The sequence below is a fragment of the Terrabacter sp. P5_B1 genome, assembly GCF_056400505.1.
Genome location: NZ_JBFULD010000001.1, coordinates 1 through 19,467, shown reverse-complemented (window position 1 = coordinate 19,467; position 19,467 = coordinate 1). Strand labels below are relative to the sequence as shown.

Annotated in this window: 20 protein-coding genes; 6 read left to right on the top strand and 14 right to left on the bottom strand. The window is 68.8% G+C overall.

Translation table 11 applies throughout. From position 1 onward, the window contains the following. Positions 1-42 precede the first annotated feature (42 nt). Positions 43-885: an HNH endonuclease gene (locus AC1DP0_RS00100; protein WP_478081587.1), complete on the top strand. Its 843-nt coding sequence runs from the start codon at positions 43-45 to the stop codon at positions 883-885. A gap of 22 nt (positions 886-907) precedes the next feature. Here AC1DP0_RS00100 and AC1DP0_RS00095 read toward each other — a convergent pair whose 3' ends face one another. The 3 genes from AC1DP0_RS00095 to AC1DP0_RS00085 form a co-directional block, all read right to left on the bottom strand. Further along, a complete protein-coding gene (locus AC1DP0_RS00095) occupies positions 908-1,297 on the bottom strand; it encodes a hypothetical protein (RefSeq protein WP_478081585.1) in 390 nt (129 codons plus the stop codon). A gap of 121 nt (positions 1,298-1,418) precedes the next feature. After that, complete coding sequence (locus AC1DP0_RS00090) at positions 1,419-2,174, bottom strand: hypothetical protein (protein ID WP_478081583.1); 756 nt, start codon at positions 2,172-2,174, stop codon at positions 1,419-1,421. Between the two features lie 63 nt (positions 2,175-2,237). Next, entirely contained in the window at positions 2,238-2,555 is a 318-nt protein-coding gene (locus AC1DP0_RS00085; RefSeq protein WP_478081581.1) for a hypothetical protein, read from the bottom strand. A gap of 239 nt (positions 2,556-2,794) precedes the next feature. Between AC1DP0_RS00085 and AC1DP0_RS00080 the strand changes: the two genes are divergently transcribed. Continuing rightward, entirely contained in the window at positions 2,795-4,255 is a 1,461-nt protein-coding gene (locus tag AC1DP0_RS00080) for a restriction endonuclease (RefSeq protein ID WP_478081579.1), read from the top strand. Positions 4,256-4,326: 71 nt separating this feature from the next. On the opposite strand, the gene AC1DP0_RS00075 is transcribed toward AC1DP0_RS00080, so the two are convergent. Genes AC1DP0_RS00075 through AC1DP0_RS00060 form a run of 4 tightly spaced genes read right to left on the bottom strand, consistent with a single transcriptional unit; the run spans position 4,327 to position 8,468 of the window. Further along, the gene (locus AC1DP0_RS00075; RefSeq protein WP_478081577.1) at positions 4,327-5,274 is read right to left on the bottom strand and encodes a family 43 glycosylhydrolase; all 948 of its coding nucleotides are present in this window, start codon (positions 5,272-5,274) and stop codon (positions 4,327-4,329) included. A gap of 3 nt (positions 5,275-5,277) precedes the next feature. Next, on the bottom strand, positions 5,278-6,231 hold the full coding sequence (locus tag AC1DP0_RS00070; protein WP_478081575.1) for a carbohydrate ABC transporter permease: 954 nt from the start codon (positions 6,229-6,231) through the stop codon (positions 5,278-5,280). Further along, positions 6,228-7,166, bottom strand: coding sequence for a carbohydrate ABC transporter permease (locus tag AC1DP0_RS00065; protein WP_478081573.1), 939 nt, complete (start codon positions 7,164-7,166; stop codon positions 6,228-6,230). Before AC1DP0_RS00065 ends, AC1DP0_RS00070 begins: the two co-directional genes overlap by 4 nt. Before the next feature lie 9 nt (positions 7,167-7,175). Further along, positions 7,176-8,468 carry an ABC transporter substrate-binding protein gene (locus AC1DP0_RS00060; RefSeq protein WP_478081571.1) on the bottom strand — a complete coding sequence of 431 codons (1,293 nt, stop codon included), beginning with the start codon at positions 8,466-8,468 and terminating at the stop codon, positions 7,176-7,178. Positions 8,469-8,685: 217 nt separating this feature from the next. Here AC1DP0_RS00060 and AC1DP0_RS00055 point away from each other — a divergent pair, with 217 nt between their 5' ends. Continuing rightward, complete coding sequence (locus AC1DP0_RS00055) at positions 8,686-9,708, top strand: LacI family DNA-binding transcriptional regulator (protein WP_478081569.1); 1,023 nt, start codon at positions 8,686-8,688, stop codon at positions 9,706-9,708. A 15-nt stretch (positions 9,709-9,723) separates the two neighbouring features. Here AC1DP0_RS00055 and AC1DP0_RS00050 read toward each other — a convergent pair whose 3' ends face one another. From AC1DP0_RS00050 to AC1DP0_RS00035, 4 genes are all read right to left on the bottom strand, one after another. Continuing rightward, on the bottom strand, positions 9,724-11,088 hold the full coding sequence (locus tag AC1DP0_RS00050) for an alpha/beta hydrolase (RefSeq protein WP_478081567.1): 1,365 nt from the start codon (positions 11,086-11,088) through the stop codon (positions 9,724-9,726). A 276-nt stretch (positions 11,089-11,364) separates the two neighbouring features. Then, the gene (locus AC1DP0_RS00045; protein WP_478081565.1) at positions 11,365-11,571 is read right to left on the bottom strand and encodes a type II toxin-antitoxin system antitoxin; all 207 of its coding nucleotides are present in this window, start codon (positions 11,569-11,571) and stop codon (positions 11,365-11,367) included. After that, positions 11,568-12,488 carry an SPFH domain-containing protein gene (locus tag AC1DP0_RS00040; RefSeq protein ID WP_478081563.1) on the bottom strand — a complete coding sequence of 307 codons (921 nt, stop codon included), beginning with the start codon at positions 12,486-12,488 and terminating at the stop codon, positions 11,568-11,570. Before AC1DP0_RS00040 ends, AC1DP0_RS00045 begins: the two co-directional genes overlap by 4 nt. 90 nt (positions 12,489-12,578) lie before the next feature. Next, positions 12,579-12,821 (bottom strand): hypothetical protein, encoded by a 243-nt coding sequence (locus tag AC1DP0_RS00035; protein ID WP_478081561.1) that lies wholly within the window; start codon positions 12,819-12,821, stop codon positions 12,579-12,581. On the opposite strand from AC1DP0_RS00035, the gene AC1DP0_RS00030 reads away from it, so the two are divergent. Together AC1DP0_RS00030 and AC1DP0_RS00025 are read left to right on the top strand one after the other, a co-directional pair. Continuing rightward, positions 12,793-13,074: a hypothetical protein gene (locus AC1DP0_RS00030; protein ID WP_478081559.1), complete on the top strand. Its 282-nt coding sequence runs from the start codon at positions 12,793-12,795 to the stop codon at positions 13,072-13,074. The genes AC1DP0_RS00035 and AC1DP0_RS00030 overlap by 29 nt on opposite strands. Before the next feature lie 44 nt (positions 13,075-13,118). After that, entirely contained in the window at positions 13,119-14,765 is a 1,647-nt protein-coding gene (locus AC1DP0_RS00025; protein WP_478081557.1) for an HNH endonuclease signature motif containing protein, read from the top strand. A 115-nt stretch (positions 14,766-14,880) separates the two neighbouring features. Here the strand turns inward: AC1DP0_RS00025 and AC1DP0_RS00020 are convergent, their stop codons facing one another. Both AC1DP0_RS00020 and AC1DP0_RS00015 read right to left on the bottom strand, forming a co-directional pair. Next, on the bottom strand, positions 14,881-15,255 hold the full coding sequence (locus AC1DP0_RS00020) for a hypothetical protein (protein WP_478081555.1): 375 nt from the start codon (positions 15,253-15,255) through the stop codon (positions 14,881-14,883). Continuing rightward, entirely contained in the window at positions 15,252-15,575 is a 324-nt protein-coding gene (locus AC1DP0_RS00015) for a PadR family transcriptional regulator (RefSeq protein WP_478081553.1), read from the bottom strand. Before AC1DP0_RS00015 ends, AC1DP0_RS00020 begins: the two co-directional genes overlap by 4 nt. A 147-nt stretch (positions 15,576-15,722) precedes the next feature. Between AC1DP0_RS00015 and AC1DP0_RS00010 the strand changes: the two genes are divergently transcribed. Continuing rightward, a complete protein-coding gene (locus tag AC1DP0_RS00010; protein WP_478081551.1) occupies positions 15,723-18,563 on the top strand; it encodes a glycoside hydrolase family 38 N-terminal domain-containing protein in 2,841 nt (946 codons plus the stop codon). A 68-nt stretch (positions 18,564-18,631) separates the two neighbouring features. Here the strand turns inward: AC1DP0_RS00010 and AC1DP0_RS00005 are convergent. After that, positions 18,632-19,467, bottom strand: an 836-nt coding sequence (locus AC1DP0_RS00005; protein WP_478081549.1) for a CehA/McbA family metallohydrolase, incomplete at its 5' end; no start/stop codon positions are given.

Sequence of the window (19,467 nt, the reverse complement as noted above, 5' to 3'; positions counted from 1 at the left end):
GCCAGACCCCGCGCCATGTTGGCCTAACGTCAGGGGGGATACGTGACCACGCACTGGGTCTATCTGGTCAACGACAGGTACGAGAGCTGGGGTTACTTTGATCCCGACGGAAGCCGGCTGGCCGTCATTGACTTCTTTATGGGTACTCATGCGGCACACACCTCGAGCAGCGATCATGTCTGGACTTTGAGCCGGCGACTGAAGGAGTTTCACGCCGGTGACGTGATCTGGGCACGAGCCACCTTGCCGCTTGCGGCATTCGTCGGATGCGGCACCGTGACGTCAGAGCCAGAGGAGGCCGAGGACGGCGACGGGTGGACCTTCCATGTCGAATGGGACGATTTCCTGTGCAGACATATGGCTGCTGACCCGATCACCGGGATTCTCGAGAAGCACACACAGGGTGTGCGGAAACTGACTCCGTCAGAACTCTCAAACCTCCTGGCCGCCGTCGGCGCGGACCATTCGTTCTCACCGCAAACCGACGGCACAGCACCCCACGATGTGACACGCCGAGTGGAAAGCGTGATCGCGCGGCAGGGGCAGCCCCTGTTCCGATCTCGCCTCATGGGTGCTTACGGTGGTCGGTGCGCTTTCACCGGAACGACGGTGAAAGAAGTCCTACAAGCAGCGCACATTCACGAGTACGCCAACTCTGGCAACAACTCCGTGCGCAACGGCCTGCTTCTTCGCGGCGACGTTCACGACCTCTTTGACAAAGGGCTCATGTGGGTGACGGAGGCCATGCGCGTTGGCGTCTCCTCACAGCTCGCGGGCACCGAGTACGAGGCATTCAAGGGGCGAAAGGTCCGACTCCCTAAGGACCCGTCGGACCACCCAGACACGGGCCTACTGGCCCGACACCGCACTATCGCTCGCCTTTGAGTTGCGCTCTCTCGGGCGGCCATCAGGCGAACACGCGAGCGAGCACCTCTTCATCTCGCGGGTTGTCGAACGACCGTGGCGTCTGGAGCATCACCTTCTTGCTCATCCGCTCTTGGAGCTCACCCCACTTCGGCTGGCCCATAGGGCGTTCCGAAAGCACCGTGAACTCAACGCTTGCCCGGTAGTTCCGCAGACCACCATCTAGCCACGGAGTGCGCCACCCGCCGTTGATCGCGAATGCCGACGCCGTAGCGCGGCACTTCGACACCATCGATCCACCGGCCTGCCAGAAGTAGACGGTGTCGCCATGTTGGATGGGAAAGGACTTCGTCATATCCCAGAAGCCGTGCCGCTTGGCTATCGCCCAATGCTGCGGGTGACCCTTGTCGATGGTGATGATCCAGCTCGTCATGGGGTGCGTTCGCGCTTTCGTGAGGCTTGGCGGTGCGGCCTTCTGCCTTGAGGTTCCGCGGGAAAAAGCCTAGTGGAGATGCGTCTCGTAAGACGTCTAAGTTGAGCCCTCGCGGAGATGCTCACTTCATCGTGCGGAGCCACTCCATGAACATGTCGATCTCTTCGCCGAGCGGACCCAGCCTGCCAGTATCGACATTGCTCATCGCGCCTACAGCCTCGAACCACCCTTCGTGGGCCGCGACTGCCGCGCAGTGATGGAGGTCGACCTCCTGCGCATGATGAATTGCCTGGACGACGTCGCCCCTAGACGCTGCATAAACAGCCTCCCAAGCCACATCCTTGAGTTCGTCGAGATGATGCCGAAGGAGCCGAGACTGCTCCGCGATGTCCTCATCAATCTCGTCCGCAAGCGTTGAGTCGTCGCCAGACTCGTCAGCTGTCGCGAGCACCACCCGCGTGCCGGAGGGGTCAACACCCTCCTCGTCCTTTGTCGCAGCCGGGCCTGCCGATCCCTGAAGATCATTCAAGTCGATCTCATCGTCGAGCTCGACGTCGATGTCCGCCACGCGACATGCGATCGCATAAGGGAGGCAGTACCGTGCAATGTTTCTCGCTTCCGCCTTGACGTCCACCATGTGCTCAGCGATTGCCTCATGGCGGTACTCGGCCAAAAGGTCGTCGATCTCGAATCGAGCGCTGTCAATGGTCGAGGGCGCGTCCCAGAGCAACTCCCGGAGAGACTCCTGGGCTTCAGTGACACGACTCGCCATCGGATCCGAGTCCTCCACGATGTCAGCCAGACTCGCGAGTTTGTCGAGCGCGGAGTTGAACTGATCGCGCCACTGGTTTTTTGTAGACGGAAGGTCGGCGTTCATATCACGACCTTGCATGCCAAGGCTGCTGAGTCAGCATCTTCGAACATGCGTGACGCAATGCCATCACAGTCGGTCGATCCACGTATCTCCGTCGCGGTCATCCCAGCTCGAGGTTGTGCCCTCGCTGCCGCCGACGCTCAGGTCTTCAAGCACAGTCGTTGCTTCGGCGACAGTCAGCTCACGAAGAGTTGCGACCGCGTGCCCGACAACCGCCTCAACAGCGCCTTGCCGCTCCTGCATCGAGATGAGGCCGCGCTTGTCGAGGGCAGCCCTCAGCAGATCGACACGCCAATGAGGCAGTCCGGACGTCGGCGGTTGAGCCTGGTCGTTGCCCACTTCATCATCGGGCAGGTCTCCAAACAGCGACTCTTGATCTGGCACGCCCAGATCGTAGCCACAGTGGCACTCTCGGCGCTGGAGCGGCATCCCTGCCCCCTGAATCTCGGCTTCTGGTGAGCCACAACTCGTGGCCAAGCCGGGACAACTACTTCGCCCCATCGGATCGCACGCACGTCGACAATGCACCGCGCCTCACGGCCCGGCTGCACTGAACACTCTGAGCAGCAAAGCTGCTGTTAACTGGTCGTGCGTAAGAGATATGTGCGGCGTGAGGAGTCCAGGTGACGGTGTGGGTGGTGCGAGCAGGTGAGAACCTCAGCAGTCTGCCGCTGTTCGTCGAACACGACGTCATTGCGATCGGCTGGCCGGAGCTACCTCAATCACCCATCGGTTTGACCCGACCTCAGCTGACAGGATTGATCACTTCCACGTACACCGACTCCAGCGCTGCCACGGTGAGCAACTACTCGGGCCAAGTGTGGCACTTCGTCAACACCATCGCCCCCGGCGACCTCGTCGTCGTACCGCTCGAGGGCTCGGCCACCTTCCGCATCGCTCAAGTTCTCGGGCAAGCAGAGTCACGCCCGGAGCTCCCAATATTCTGCGCTGCCCGCAGGGTGGAGTGGCTCGCCGAATCGGTACCGGCGAGTTCTCTCGCACAGGATCTGCGTAACGCGCTTAGCGCGATCATGACGGTCTTCCGTCCGAGGGCGCACGCTGCTGAACTTCGCCTACGGCAGGTACTGGAGACAGGGACGGACCCCGGTGACGACAGCGTGGGCGAGGACCGCTCCGGCGCTTGGGTTTTCCAGGCTGACCCGAAACGGCACGACCTCATGGCCTCCCTCGAGAGCGGCCCCGCTGAGACTTGGGCCGTCAACCAACATCGACACGCTATTCAGCCAGGGGACCGAGTCTGGTTCCGCATCACCGGATCGAGCGCAGGGATCTACGCGGTCGGTACGGTCAGTTCACTTCCGCGGGAAGAAGCCAGCGAGTTCGGGGATTGGCGCCTCGATGTGCAGATTCACTCGAAGGTGACGCCACCACTCCTGCGAAAGGAGTCGGACGCGGATCCCCTACTCGGCACAGTTTCGGCGCTGCGGGGACTGATGGGAACCAATCTCGCGCTTACCGCAGACGCGGATGCCCGGCTCGAGGAAATCACGGCGGATCGCCTCGTTCCCGTGAACGACGTCGCCGAGGAGCCTGCAGCACGCGCCCTCGAGCGCAAGATCAACCTGGACGCGGCGCGTCTGAACGAACTGGTGGAAGCTGACCTGCTTGCTCAACTGCAGGTACTGACGCCAGCAGAGTTTGAGCAGCTCTGCGCTGTCTACCTGCAGGTGCTCGGCTGTGAGGACGCCGTTGTCATTGGCGCCGCAACCGCGGGCTCCCTGGGGGACGGCGGCATCGACGTGACGGGAACCCTGAGCCTCCCTGGGCTGCCGCCGGTACAGCTCGCGGTACAAGCGAAAAGAGTCTCTGGAGGCGTCGGTCCCAGCGTCGTGACGCAACTCCGAGGAAGCGTCGGACCAGGCGCGCAGCCGATGGTGATCACAACGGGGCGCTTTACCAAGGCTGCGCGCGAGGAGGCCACCCGACCAGACCGACCGCCCGTCCGTCTCGTGGATGGGTTGGAACTCGCACACGTGTTGGCAACAAACGGCGTCGGGGTGAAGCCAACGTCGTTGACGCTCACCAGGCTGGACCTCTCAGAACTTCGATCCAGGCTGTCGTAATCCGAGAGTTGAGACTCGACCTGACACTTGCGGCCCCCCATGGGTCGAGTGCGAAAAGCTCCCGGCGGCGCTCAGGCTTGAAGCACCAAGCGATCGCCTTGCCATGAGACGGCGTAGGGGTCGGTGATCTCGCCGACGAACGCGCCGTCACGGTCGTGCACGAACGCGAGGAGCTTCGTGTCCCCCGAGTCGCGCTCGGTGACGAACTTGCCGACGTAGAGCGACGGGTCATCGATCACCTGGGCGCGGGCGATGTCGTAGGGCCCGAGCGGCGACTTCGCGTCGGCGATCCACACGCCGCCGGTCACACCCTCGGCCCGAGCCGCCTCCGGCATGTCGCCGACCATGCAGTTGAAGAGCAGCACCTGACGGCCGTCGACGACGAAGGGCTGCAGCACCTCGAGCTGACCGAAGCCCTGGCCCGGCTCAGACAGCGGCTCCCGCAGCTCCCAGGTCTCCAGGTCGGCCGACCACGCATGCCCGACCACGCCGCGGTCCACCGTGTCGCCGTGGTTGGCGCGCGCCGTGATGAGCATGTGCCACCCGTCCCCGTCCGGGTCGGCGAACACCCACGGGTCGCGGAAGGCCTCGTCGTGCCAGTGCCCGTCGGAGAACTTCTCGTACCACCGCGGGTCCGCCGACAGCACCGGCCCCGGCGCCTTGTCCCACACGTAGAGGTCGGTCGACACGGCATAGCCGATGGACTGCACGTTGGCCCCGGACGAGTTCAGCGACGACCCCGTGTAGAACATGAACCACCGCCCGTCCGGGTGCCGCACGACCGATCCCGTCCACGTCGCGAGGTCGTCGAAGGCCGGCGCGTCCGAGCGCACGAGCGCATCCGTGACCCGTTCCCACGACACGAGGTCGGACGACACCGCGTGACCGACCGACGCCCGGTAGTGCCGGGCATGGGGGTCGCGCAACGCACGCGACGCGTAGAGGAAGAACAGGTGGTACTGCTCGCCGTCGTCGACGGTCCAGAAGTCCCACACCCACGCCTCGGGAAGCTTGAACACGACTCAGCCTTTCACGCCGGACGAGGCGATGGAGTTGATGAACGATCGCTGGAAGGCGATGAAGAGGATCAGCACGGGCGCGGTGATCATCGTCGCGTACGCCATGATCTGCCCCCACGAGGTGTTGAGCTGCTTGAAGTAGTCGATGCCGACCATGACGGGCCGCAGCTCCTCGGTCTGCACCGCCATGAGGGGCCAGAGGTACTGGTTCCACATCGGCAGGAAGGTGAGGATCGCGACGGTCGCGACGGCCGGCCCCGAGAGGGGCATGACGATGCTCCGGTAGATGCGGAACCACCCCGCCCCGTCGACCTTCGCCGCCTCGTCGAGCTCCTTCGGGATGGAGTCGAAGTACTGGTAGAAGAGGAAGATCGAGAAGGCGTTGGCGATGAACGGGATGATCTGCACCTGGTAGGTGTCCAGCCAGCCCTGGCTGAACCCGTCGGGCCCGAGGAAGGGCAGCTGGTTGGACCACCACAGCAGCGGCAGCGCCAGCGTCTCGAACGGGACGATGAGCGTCGCGAGGATGATCCCGAGCACGATGCCGCCGCCCTTGAACCCGATCCGGGCCAGGGCGAAGGCGGCCATCGAGTTGACGACGATGCCGAGCACGACGGTGACCACGGTGATGAGGACAGAGTTCATCATGAACTGCGCGAACGGAACTCGGCCGAAGACGCCGGTGTAGTTGTCGGTCGAGATGTCGCCGGTGGGCAGGAACGCCTTGATGCTGCCGAGGTCGTCGAAGATCTGCAGGTCCGGTTTGAAGCTGGACACGACCATGAAGAGCAGCGGCAGCCCGAAGACGAGGCAGAGCACGATCCGCATCAGCAGCCCGAGGCCCTGCCGGGCCGGGTGCGGTCGCTCCCCGCCCCGGTGGTGCTCGGGGACGGCGGTCTCGGCGACGTGGGCGAGGGTCCCCGTGGTCTCGGTCCCGGTGGTGGTTGCGGCGCTCATCGGACGACGTCCTTGTCTCGGGTGATGTAGCGGTTGAGCAGGGTGACGGCGAGCACGAGGACGAAGAAGGCGAGTGAGATCGCCGACGCGTAGCCGGTCTGTTGCTGCTGGAAGCCGGCGCGGACCGCCATGAGCACCAGGGTCGAGGTCGAGTCGAGCGGGCCGCCCTGGGTCATGATGTTGACCTGGGTGAAGAGCGCGAACGCCGAGATCGTGATGGTGATGAGGATGAAGGTCCGCGTCGCCCGCAGGCCCGGCCACGTGACGTAGCGGAACTTCTGCCACGTGTCGGCGCCGTCGAGGTCGGCCGCCTCGTAGAGGTCGCCGGGGATGGTCTGCAGCCCGGAGAGCCAGATGACCATGTGGAAGCCCATCGCCTGCCACGCGGACATGAGGATGATCGCGAGCAGCGCCGTGTGCGGGTCGCCGAGCCAGTCGGGACCCTGGATGCCGAACTTCAGCAGCACCTGGTTGATGAGGCCGTTCTTCTGGTACATGAACAGCCACAGCATCGACACGACGACCATCGAGGTGACGACCGGCAGGAAGTAGACCGTCCGGAAGAAGTTGACCCCGCGCATCTTGACGTTGACGAGCAGCGCCAGCCCGAGCGCGCACGCCGACTGCAGCGGCACGATGACCACGGCGAAGACGATCGTGTTGCGCAGCGACGCCCAGAACGTCTCGTCCTGGAAGAGGCGCACGAAGTTGTCGGTGCCGATGAACTCCGCCGGACGGGGCGAGATGAGCCGGGCGTTGGTGAAGGCGAGCCCGAACGTCAGCCCGATCGGGATGAGCAGGAACGTGATCAGCAGGACCGCCGCCGGCAGCAGCATGAGCAGCGCCGTCGTGGTCGATGAGCGGGAGCCCGGTAAGGGCGTCCTCTTCCGGGTCGCGATGGCCGAGGCGTCCTCGGCCGCAGTGATGGTGGTCATGTCAGTCACTCACTGGAAGTAGCCGTTGGACTTCTGGTTCGCGTCGATGTCCTTGACGGCCTGGTCGAGCGACTGCTTCGGGTCCGCGCCGTTGAGGATGTCCTGCGCCGTCTTGGTGAACTCCGTCGCGATGAACGGGTAGCCCGGCGTCACGGGACGCAGCACCGCGAACTTCTTCGCGTAGTCGAGGAAGACCTGGTTCTCCCCGCCCTTCTCGTAGCCCTTGACCTGGGCGGCCGCGGCGTCGGTGGCCGGGATGTTCGTCGTGGCCGTCGCGACGCTCGCGACGTACTTGTCCTGCGACGCGAACTTCATGTAGTCGAGGGCGCCGGCCTGGTCGGAGCAGTTCTGCGAGATGCCCCACTGCCACGAGCCGCCACCGATCTTCGGGCCGGTGCCCAGGTCCGGCGGCGGGAGGAAGAGGGTGTCCTTGCCGAAAGCCTTGCGGGTGTCGACGGCCGTCCACGTGCCGTTGTAGAGGATCGCGGACTTGCCGTTGATGAAGTCCTTGGCCGGGTCGGCGCCGGACTTCAGCGGCACGAGCCCGTCGGTGACGAGGCTGCGGAACCACGTCGCCCACGCGACCGCCTTGGGACCGTTGAGCACGCCCTCGGCCGACTTGTAGTCCTTGCGGTCGATGAGGTCGCCGCCGAAGCTCTGCAGCATCGGGGAGTATGCGTAGGGCCACCACTCGCCGGTGAAGCTCGTCGCGAGGTCGAGCGGGTTCGCGTAGGCGCCCGAGGCCTTGATCTTCTTCAGCGCCGCGGTGAACTCGTCCTTGGTCCACGGCTGGTCGACGGTCGGCACGCGGATGCCGTACTTGTCGAGGATCGTCTTGCGCGTGACCATGACCAGCGCGACGTCGTAGTAGCCGAAGGAGTAGGTCTTGTTGTTGAACTTGCCGAGCACCGTCGGCAGGTACTTCGACAGCGTGGAGTCCATGCCCTCGAGCGGGGCCAGGTAGCCGGCCCAGGCCCAGTTCGGCACGTTGGGGCCGTCGATGTCGAGGATGCAGGGCAGCTTCTTGCTGGCCGCGGCCGCGACGACGGACTGGTTGTACGAGTCCTGCGGGAAGGCCTGGATCTTGACCTTGTACTTCTTCTGGCTCGCGTTGTAGTCGTTGACGATCGCCGTGATCGACGCGAGCTCGGCCTTGTTGCCGGCGTTGTGGGTCCACATGGTCAGCTCGCCCCCGGCGCCGCCGGAGCTGGAGCTGGCGCCCTTGGTGCAGGCGGCCATCGAGAGGGGCAGCGCCGCGGCGAGCAGGCCGACGGCGACGCGCTTGGTGGGGGTGAGCTTCATCGTGTCCTCCGGTGTTGGAAGGTCAGCGCCAGTGCTAAAACCTTTCAGCGCCGAATGTAGCGCTCGCACCCAACCCTGCACAAGGGGTTGCTAAAACCTTTTAACCTGCTGTGATGTAGTCGTGATCGTCCTACCGCGGGGTACGATCGCCTCTGGCTCCCGCGAAAGGGACATCCGGCATACGACCGTCGCCCGGGCGACGACCAAGGAGTGGTCAGTGACGAAGCGACCGACGCTCGCCGACGTGGCCGCGCGGTCCGGGATGTCGAAGACGGCCGTCAGCCTCGTGCTCAACAACCGTCCCGGTTCGCGTCTGTCGGACGATGCGGTTGCCCGCATCCAGGAGGCAGCCCGCGAGCTGAACTATCGCCCCAACCCTGCGGCCCGCTCCCTCCGTCTCGGCAGGACCGGCTCCATCGGCTTCATCTCCGACGAGGTGACGATCACCCGCTTCGCGTCGGCGATGATCCGCGGCCTGCTCGACGTGGCCGACGAGGGCGACCACGCCGTCCTCATCGCCGAGACCGGCAATCACCCCAAGCAGCTCGCCCAGGCGCTCGAGTTCATGATCGACCGGCAGGTCGACGGCATCGTCTTCGGGTCGATGGCTGCCCGCCTCCTCGACCTGCCGCCGCTGCCGGAGTCCATGCGCATCGTCACGGCCAACAGCGCAAGCACGCGGCCCTGCGCCTCGGTGCTGCCCGCCGAGCGCACGTCCGGCCGCGCCATGATGCGCCTGCTCCTCGAGCACGGCCACGGCGACGGTATCGCGATCATCGGGAGCACCCCCGACGCCCCCGCCGACCCACGCGCCTCGGTGACGATCGGCGCTCGCTTCGCCGGCATCGACGAGGCTCTCACCGAGGCGGGCGCCACGCCCGTCGCCGTGGTCGACGTCGGCTCCTGGGAGCCGTGGAACGGCTACGCCGGCGCGGTGCAGGTGCTCGACTCGAAGGTGCCCGTCACGGCGTTCCTCTGCCTCAACGACCGCGTTTCTTTCGGCGCCTACCAGGCCCTCAACGAACGCGGTCTGCGCGTGCCCGACGACGTGTCCATCGCCTCCTTCGACGACGACGAGATCGCCTCCTACCTGCGGCCCGCCCTGACGACCGCCCGACTGCCCTACGAGGAGATGGGTCGCAAGGCGATGGAGCTCGTCCTGCGCCCCGAAGAGGCGACCGGTGAGCACCTCGTGGAGATGCCCGTCCAGGTGCGCGGGTCGATCCGCTCGCTGTCCTGAGCCGGTCCTGCGCCTCTAGCGAAGCCGGAAGGGCGGCGCGGGCGAGCCGGCCGCCACGCACGACGTGTCCAGCCCGTCGACCCTCCCGGCCGCGACGAAGGCCGCGACCATGGCGGGCAGGCAGCCGAGGTGCCCGACGACGTGCTGCTGCGCCGGCAGGACGACGACCTTGCTGTGCGGCTGCTGCGCCGCGACGCCGGTCAGGTTCGAGGGCGGGTCCTGCGGGTCCCCATCACCGGCCAACCACAGCACGGGCACCGGCGTCCGCACCCCGCCGCCGTCCCCTTGGGGCACGACCCCGCGCGGCAGGTGGGCGCACATCACCGCCCGCTGCTGTGCCTTGGCCAGCTCACGCGGGAGGGCATAGCTGCCGGCCCCGAGCCGCGCCACGTCGGCGGCGTCTGCCCTCGCCCACGCCTCGGAGCAGAGGATCTCATCGGCCATGAGCAGGTTGGGCCGGTCGGCGTCGTTGACGCCGATCAACGCCGAGGCCTCGACGTACTTCCCGACAGCCGTGAGGTGGATGGCGAGCGGGAGCTGCGCTGCTCCCGCCTCGGTGAGCAGCGCCGCGTGGATGGCCTCGGCCAGGGTGCCCTGGTCGATGACGGCGGCCGCACCGGAGGATGGGTCGACGACCCGCACCGGTGTCCGGAACCGCGCCAGGACGTCGCGCCACTCGGCGTCGAGCCGCGGGAAGGCGGTGTGACAGCTCTGGTCAGCGGCACAGCGCCGCAGCACCAGCGCGAGCGCCGCCTGGCTGCTGGCCGCCATCCGCTCGAAGACCGGGACGTCGAGCGGGGTGCCTCCGTCGAGGACCGCGGTGCGCACGTGCTCGGGGTGCTGGCGCAGGTAGTACTGCGCGAGGGTCACACCGTACGAGCTGCCGTAGAGGTCGATCGTGCCGTAGCCCAGGGCGGCACGCACCGCGTCGAGGTCGTCGGCCGCGACGGTGGAGGTGAACTGGCGCGGGTCGACGTCGAGCTCGTGGAGGCCGTCGCGCGCCCACGTCGCCAGCCGTGCGTCCGCTGCCGCCGGGGACAGCCCCGTGGTGGCCGGCAGCGGCGGGAGGGTCGCGGCCTTCGACGCGCCGGTGCCGCGCTGGTCGACGAGGACGATGTCGTGGGCGGCGTGCAGCGTCGCGTAGACCGACGGGAACCACGCGAAGAACTGGGTGCTCGCCTCACCCGGGCCGCCGGCCAGGGCGAAGACCGGATCGGCTGCCGCTCGAGCGGCGCTCGCCGGGATGACGGCCACGCGCAGCCCGAGCTGTCGACCCGCCGGCTTCGACCGGTCCTCTGGCACGGTCAGCGTGCCGCAGAGGGCGGTGGCGTGCGCCCGCGTCGGGCGTTCGCCCTTGATCGTGCACGCCACGAGCGGCACTCCGGCCAGGGTCCTCGACGTGGTGGTGGTGGTGGTCGACGCGCGCTGCGACGAAGGCTGGCTGGGTGACGTCGTGCAGGCCGCAAGCGACACAGCGGCCAGCGACACAGCGGCCAACCCCACGCCCGCTGCTGTCGCGGCCTTGGCTCCGATGCGACGCGGAGAACGCCCCACCTGCCACCTCCTCGCCCCAGCGTGCGAGCCCGGTGGCGGCGCGCCCAGAGGCGAAGGTCCCGCCTCTGGTTGCGGCCCCACCTCGAGGCGTGACGTCGGTGATCAGGCGGTCTCGTCCGGCGTCCGACGCGGTCGTCCGCGCTTGGGCAGCGGGCCGGCGTGCTTGGGCATCCGGCCCGCCTCGGCGAGCGCCCGCCGCAGGATGAGCTCGGCCTGGGCGTTGACGCTGCGCAGCTCGTCGTTGGCCCAGCGCACCAGCGCGTCGTGCAGGGCGGGGTCCAGGCGCAGCAGCACCTGTCGGCGGCTCACGTGTAGAGCGATCCCGCGTTGACGACCGGCGACGGCGGCTGGTCGCCGCACAGCACGACGAGCAGGTTGCTCACCATCGAGGCCTTGCGCTCCTCGTCGAGGTCCACGATGTCGTGCTCCGCCAGCCGGGCGAGGGCCATCTCGACCATGCCGACGGCACCTTCGACGATCCGGCTGCGGGCGGCGACGACGGCGTTGGCCTGCTGGCGACGCAGCATCGCCTGGGCGATCTCCTGCGCGTACGCCAGGTGCGAGATGCGCACCTCGACGATCTCGACTCCGGCCACCGAGACGCGCTGCGCCACCTCGGCCGCCAGCTCGCCCGCCACGACGTCGGTGGAGCCGCGCAGCGAGGTGCCCGCACCCTCCGCGACGTCGTAGGGGTGCGTGTTCGCGACGTGACGCAGAGCCGACTCGGCCTGGACGGTGACGAAGTTGACGTAGTCGTCGACGGCATACGTCGACCGCGCCGTGTCGGCCACCTGCCACACGACGATGGCGGCGATCTCGACCGGGTTGCCGTCGGCGTCGTTGACCTTGAGCCGGCTCGTCTCGAAGTTGCGCACGCGGATGCTGACCTGGCGGCGGACCGTCAGCGGCAGCACCCACCAGAAGCCGGGCCGGCTCACCGTGCCGACGTAGCGGCCGAAGAACTGCACGACCTGCGTCTGCCCCGGCGGGACGACGACGAGTGCGGAGAGCACGAGCGCGGCGACGAGGATCGGCAGCCAGAGCAGGCCCGTGTTGTCGTTGGTGACCATGTAGGCGATGGCGACGCCGCACGCCGCCACGACGATGACACCGAACCAGCCGTTGAGGGCGAGGGCCGGGCGCTGCGCGATCTCGACGCGGACCCCCTGGTGACCGACGGGCCCCTGGGTTGTTGGGCTTGGAGCTGGGGTCGGGACGGAGCTCATGATGCCTCCTGCACGCAAAAGAAAGTGATATCACTTAGATAGCACTTTCATGCGGCGGACGGAAGGGGCACGCGCCAACAAGGGCCGGCATCAGGCATACGGCCGCAGCTCCCACGGCATGACGTCGGGCGCCACCAGCTGCACCGTGTCGATCTCGTTGTCGCGACACACGATCAGCCACAGCTCGCGCGTGTCGTCACGCTCCGCCGCGATGGTGCCGTTGAGCACGTGGTCGAAGGTGAAGTCGGCGAAGTCGGGCCGGCCGCTCGTGCGGGCCAGGGCGCCGGGGCAGAGGAAGTGGTCGATGCGGTACTGCAGCCACGCCTCGGCCATCCGCGACTTCTCGGTGCGGCTGCCCCACTCCGGGCGCGACGGACACGGCATCACCCACGTGCTCGTCACGGTCGTCTGCCGGCAGGGTCGCGTCACGAGCACGGAGCACGAGGGCGCATGGCTGATGGCGTGGAGGCGCTCCAACCATCTCCGCGGCGCCTTCAACGGCGACGTCTACGCCGTGACCCCGCACGGCTGGGGCGGCTACCTCGACCACCGGGCGGGCTACGAGCCCTGCCTCGACGCCGCCTGAACGTCTGCGTGAGCACTGTCGGTGGTCGAAGGTATGTTCGACTCATGACACCGGAACCATCGACGCTCGCGCTCCTTCGGAGCCGGCTCGCCGACCTCGAGGCGCGCCAGCGCGCTGCGGGTGGCGCGTCCGAGCCTGGGTTCTGGGAGCGCTTCGCCGGTCGTATGCCGTCACCCCCGTCCGCGCCCGACGCCTCGACCGCGCACCGGGGGAAGGGTCATCGACGAGCGCGGCGGGCGCGACGGGTCGCGCCGGAGTCACGGCCGGTCACCGCGGCGCACGGGCCGTGGTCGGAGCTGTCGGCGGAGAGCCTGGCTTCGCTCGACCTTGATGCCTTGAAGCCGCTCTCCGAGGCGGAGTGGCACGAGATGGTCAACGACCCGGCGTGGATCGAGGCCACCGCGGAGCGAGCGGCCGCGCGCGGGGACGACAGCGACGACAGGGACCGTCAGCAGGCGATCGCGGTCGAGGCCGTCGCGGGGTTCGCCCTCGACCGGCACGCGAGCGCCGATCTCACCGCCGCGGCAGAGCAGGTCGCCCACCAGCGGCGCAACCACGAGGTGACGCTGGTCAACATCGTCTCCGAGCTGGTGTCCCGGGGCGTCGAGGCTCCCGATGGGCTGTCGCGCGCTGACTGGCTGCGCAGCCATGACCCGTCCCTGTCGGCTGGGCAGGCCAAGGCCTTCGTCACGGTGGGCACGGCACTGGCCGATGCGCGATGGGCCCGGCTGCGCCTGCTCGTCGTGACCCAACAGGTGACGGTCGGCAACGCCGCGCAGATCGTCGACTTCCACGAGCGCACCGCCCCGGTCGCCGACCCGCAGGACCTGACGACAGCCCTCGACGACCTCACCGACCAGGCCCGGCAGCTCCGGCCTGAAGAGCTGTCCCGGCTCGTCCGGCACCACACCGAGCAGATCAAGCCGCCCCGCGACGAGGACGCGCTCGACCGCGGCCGGCGCGACGCGCGCGGACTGTGGTTCACCCAGCCCAACGCCACCGGGATGGTCGGCCTGCGCGGCGTGCTGGACCCCGAGGGCGCGGCAATCCTCAAGTCCGCGATCGATCCACTGTCCATCCCGTGCCCCGAGAAGGACGAGCACGGCCGCACCGTCACCCCCGACGACCGCACCCCGGCCCGGCGCCGCATGGACGCGCTGCTGGCCATCGTCCAGCGCGGCGTCGCCTCCGCCGACGGCGTGCCCACCACCGACAAGGCCAAGGTCGTCGTCCTCATCGACCTCGACGATCTCCTCGCGGACGTGAACGGCGACATCCCCGAGGCATTCCGGCGCAAGCGTTCCTCCAGGCGGAGCACCGGCAGCGGGACCTGCACCACGCTGACGGGCGACGTGCTGTCGCCGGGGGTCGTGCGCCGGATGGCGTGCGACGCCGAGATCATCCCCATGGTGCTCGGCAGCGACGGTGAGCCGCTCGACGTCGGCCGCAGGCGGCGCCTCTTCACCCGGGGCCAGCGACTCGCCCTCATCGCGCGCGACAAGGGCTGCAGCTGGGCCGGGTGCACGGTGCCCGCCAGCTGGTGCGACGCCCACCACGCGGTCCATTGGCGACACGGTGGTCGCACCTCCCTGCTCAACGCAGCCCTGCTGTGTCCCAAGCACCACACCGAGGTCCACGACCGCGACCTCACGGCCACGGTCACCGCGCTCGGCGTCACCTGGCACACCTGACCGTCTCGCCCCGCACCCCGCCGGCGCCGGCGGGGTCAGTGGTCTGTGTCAGTGCTTCCCGTTCGAGCACTTCCACGTGCGCGCCTACCGGTGGGGGCGAGGACGGCAACGCGGCTCAGCCGCCGACGAAGCCAAAGCCTGAACCGACATGGACGTACTCCTTGCCGCACCGGGCGCAGGCGCGGTAGAGCTCGCCGTCCGGCGTGTGGGACGTCTGCCACACGTGGCGGGTGTTGGTGCGGCAGCCGATGGGCAGGTGGAGGGCGGGCTCCGGCTGCGGTCCGCCGTCCGTCAGGGCGGCGTGCATCGTGGAGGCCGAGGCGGCGACCCCCACGGCGTAGCGCCACGCAGCGATCCGCCCGAGGTCGTGCATCTCGGCGACCAGCTCGTCGTGGTAGCGATCGCGGGTCTCGGGGGGGACGCCGACGGTGGCCCGCTCCATCGCCGACGCCGCGAAGCGGACCGCCGCCCTCTGGTTCTTCCTTCTCATGACAAGCCCTCCTTCGGTATCGCAGCTTTCGGAATGGCAGCGAAGCCAGGTCGCGGTCGGCGCGCAGAGGCCAAGGCCCTCCCCGCCTGTGTGGCACCCGACTCCGTGAGCCGGTAGTACCTGCGCGCCGGTCGCCCCTCCGTGCTCGGGTCGATGTCCTCCCACCGGGACTCCAGCCAGCCCACCCTTTCCAGGCGGGCCAGGATGGGATGGACCGTGCCGCTGGGCAGCCCGGCGAGCTGGCCGATCCGCGACCCGTACCAGTCGGCCGTCAGGTCGCTGAAGAGGACGTCGAGGACCAACCGTGTTGCCATGGTCATCCGGGGTGGCATAGTCGTACTCTACCTAGGGTCACCGCTACCTGCCAAGAGCTGGCGGCCACGGACTCGAGATCTCACCACCCGGCACGCGGCATGCGGCACCGCTTGCCGGGCGCGCGGCCCCTCCTGCTGACATGATCGTGAGCCATGACCACGACGGTGTGGCTCGTCCCCCACACGCACTGGGACCGGGAGTGGTACGAGCCCTTCCAGCGCTTCCGCCTCCGCCTCGTCGACCTCATGGACGACGTCGTTGCGCGGGCGGAGCGCGAGCCCGACTTCCGCTTCACGATGGACGGCCAGATGGCCGCGGTCGACGACTACCTCGAGGTCCGGCCCGAGCAGACCGAGGCCGTCCGCGCGCTCGTCGCCCGAGGCCAGCTGGCAATCGGTCCGTGGCGCGTGCTCATGGACGAGTTCCTCTGCTCGGGCGAGACGATGATCCGCAACCTCGAGATGGGCTGGACCGACGCCTCCCGCTTGGGCGCGGTGATGCCGATCGGCTACCTCCCCGACATGTTCGGCCACTGCGCGCAGATGCCCCAGCTGCTGCGTCACGTCGGCATCGAGCAGGCTGTCGTCTACCGCGGCGTGCCGGCGGAGGTCGACTGCCACGAGTTCTGGTGGCGCTCCCCCGACGGCACCGGCATCCGCACCGAGTTCCTCGCCAACAGCTACGGCAACGCCGCCGACGTCTTCGGCAGCGGCGCGGCCCGCGAACGTCTTGCCGCGCGGCTCGACACCCAATCGCACTGGTATGCCGGGGACTTCCTCGCGATGTACGGCACCGACCACGCCGCCCCGCTCCCCTCGTTGATGGCCGAGGTGGCCGAGCTGAACGAGGTCGCGGACGCGACCCCGGACGGGCCGGCCGTCCGGGTTGCCACGCTGACGGACTACCTGGCCGAGCCGCGCCACCCGCGCGAGGCGTTGCGCGTCGTCGACGGGGAGCTGCGCAGCCACGCGCGCGCCAACATCCTGCCCGGCGTGCTCTCGGTGCGCTGGCAGCTCAAGGAGGCGATGGCCCGCACCGAGCGCCTGCTGACCCGCTACGCCGAGCCGTTCGCGGCCCTGCACCTGCAGAGCCTGCCGTCGCACTACCTGGCCATGGCCTGGCGTCGGGTCATCGACTCCTCCTGCCACGACTCGGTGACCGGGTGCGGGGTCGATGAGACCGCCGTCCAGGTTCTCGCCCGGCTCCAGGAGGGCGAGCACGCCGCCCAGGCCGTGCGTGACCGCGCTCTCACCGCAGCACAGGTGATGAGCCCGGCCGGGTCGGTCATCGTCGCGAATCCGCTTGCCACACAGCGAGATGACGTCATCGATGTCACGCTGCCCGTGCCCGAGCAATGGTCCGCGGTCGGTTTCGAGCTGCCCGGCGGCCGAGTGGTCCCGGCCCAGGAGGTATCGCGGCCTGCCGTGGAGCTGGCGAGCGAGCGGGTCCGCTCCGGTGACCTGCCCCGACTCATGCACCGCGTGCACGACCGGGAGCTCTTCGGCCTCCAGCTGCGCGACATCGAGATCGACGGGGCCGGCCAGCGCCTGACCTTCCAGCTCGCCGACCACGGTGACCCCGACTTCGACGCCATCGCCGCGGAGGCCCGGCTGCGCAGTGCCGCAACGGCATCCGGGCCCGACGCGATCTGGGACGTGATCACTGCCGACGAGCCCCGACGCCGGCTCGCGGCCGCCATCCCCGCGCCGCCCTTGGGGTGGACCACCGTTCGCGTCGCTGAGATGACCGCGCCCACGCTCATGCCCACCCCGATGGAAGCGACCAGCGAGAGCGGGCGGCACGGCATACGCCAGGGCGAGCGCGTGCTCGACAACGGACTCGTGCAGGTCCGGGTCGACGGCGACGGCACCTTGACCGTCAGCGCGGACGGGGTCACCCTCCGCGGAGTCGGGCGGCTCGTCGACGGCGGCGATCCCGGCGACTCCTACAACTACGCACCGCCGGCGCACGACGTGCTCGTCAGCGAGCCGACGCAGGTGTCGGTGACGGCGCTCGGAAGCGAGGGCCCGGTGATCGGCGCCCTGCGTGTCGACCGCCGCTACGAGCTTCCCGTCGCGAGCGACCTTGCCGGGCGGTCCGATGCCACCGAGTCCACCGCGGTGGCGATGCACGCCGAGCTGCGAGCCGGCGAGCCCTTCGTCCGGCTCCGCCTCGACTGGCAGAACGTCACCCGCGACCACCGGCTGCGCCTTCACGTCCCGACGGCCGGGCCGGCTGCGGTGTCGCACGCGCAGGGTCAGCTCGCCGTCGTGGAACGAGGTCGCACCGCAGAGGCCGGTCCGGTCGGGGAACACCCGCTGCCGACCTTCCCGGCCGAGCGCTTCGTCGACGCGGGAGGCGTCGCGGTCCTCCTCGGCCGCACGGTGGAGTACGAGGTCGTGGACTCCGCGGACCCCGTGGATCCGGCGAGCTCAGGCGACGGAACCGAGATAGCGGTGACGCTGCTGCGCTCGATCGGCTACCTCAGCCGCAACGTGCACCCGTACCGCAGCGAGCCGGCCGGTCCCCAGCTGCCGACACCCGACGCGCAGGCGCTCGGGCCGTGCCACCTCTCGCTGGCCGTCATGCCGCACCAGGGCTCGTGGGCCGCAGCGCAGGTCGCCCAGGCGACCGAGGCCTACCTCCACCCGGTCGTCGTGGCCCGCGGGTTCGGACCAGCCGACGGAGCGTTGCCGTCCGTCGAGGGCCTGACCCTCTTGGGCGCCGGCGTCGAGCTCGTGTCGCTGCGGCGCCGAACCGATGCCGACACGGCCGTCGAGGTGCGGGTCGTCAACATGTCCGACCAGCCCACCGTCGCGGTGCTCGGGTCCGATGCGGTGCCGGTCCACGTGGCCGCCGTCGTGGACGGGCGCGGCACGCTCGGCACACCCAGCAGTGAGCTCGACGTGGCCGATGGTCGGGTCCGGGTTCCGCTGCGCCCGTGGGAGATCGCCGCAGTGAGAGTAGGAATCGGAGCCCCGCTCCACCCCTGACAGTTACTGCCAGCCTCTCCGGATGCCCCCTCGGGATGACTCCCCTCGGGAGAGTCGAGTGCCCACTTTCACCCGCAGAGGGCGTGCACGACCCGGTCGTCGTCCTCGAGCCAACAGGGACCCGACCACCCCGGCACGCGGAGGCGGTCACCGAGGACCCGGCGGCGCGGCCGGCCCGATCCCGTGAGGAGCAGCCCCTCCGCGTCGAGGGCCACGATCTCGTCACCGTCGCGAATGACGAGGGGCCCGTCGACCGACTCACTGACCGCGGTCCGCCCGGCGCGCACGGCCTGGACGACGTCGTCGCCCTCGGCGAGGACCCACGTCGTCGGCGATCCCGGGAGCCCGTCATGACCCGGCTCGTGGAAGTCGCTGCCGCCGATGGGCACGGTCTCGGGGGTGAGCAGCCACCAGGCCAGCGGTGCTCCCCACGTCGGCACCTGGGCCCACGAGGAGTGCCACACCTCAGCCACCGGCGGACGATCGACCGGCAGCAGCCACGCGCAGTCCGCGGCGAGCGGATGGTTGATCGACAGCACGCCGCCCCGACTCTCGGCCTGCTGGGTCCAGGTTTCCGGCGGGCTCCGGAAGTCGACGAGGCCGACGTCGCCCAGGACGTTGGCGTGACCGACGTCCCGCGTCACCTCCTGCCCCGGGACGAGCACGATGCCGTGCCGGCGCCCGGCCTCCGGGAGGTGGGCGTGATGGCTCGTCGTGTTGTGGTCGGTGACGGCCAGGAAGTCGAGCCCCCGTGACGCCGCCAGCGCGGCCAGCCCACCGACCGACAGCACGCCGTCGGAATGCACCGTGTGCGCGTGGAAGTCCCCAGCGAGCCACCGCATCCCGTCCACGGTCGGCAGCCGACGTGGGCGACGCGCGCCACGTGAAGCCGTCGCTGCCGGAG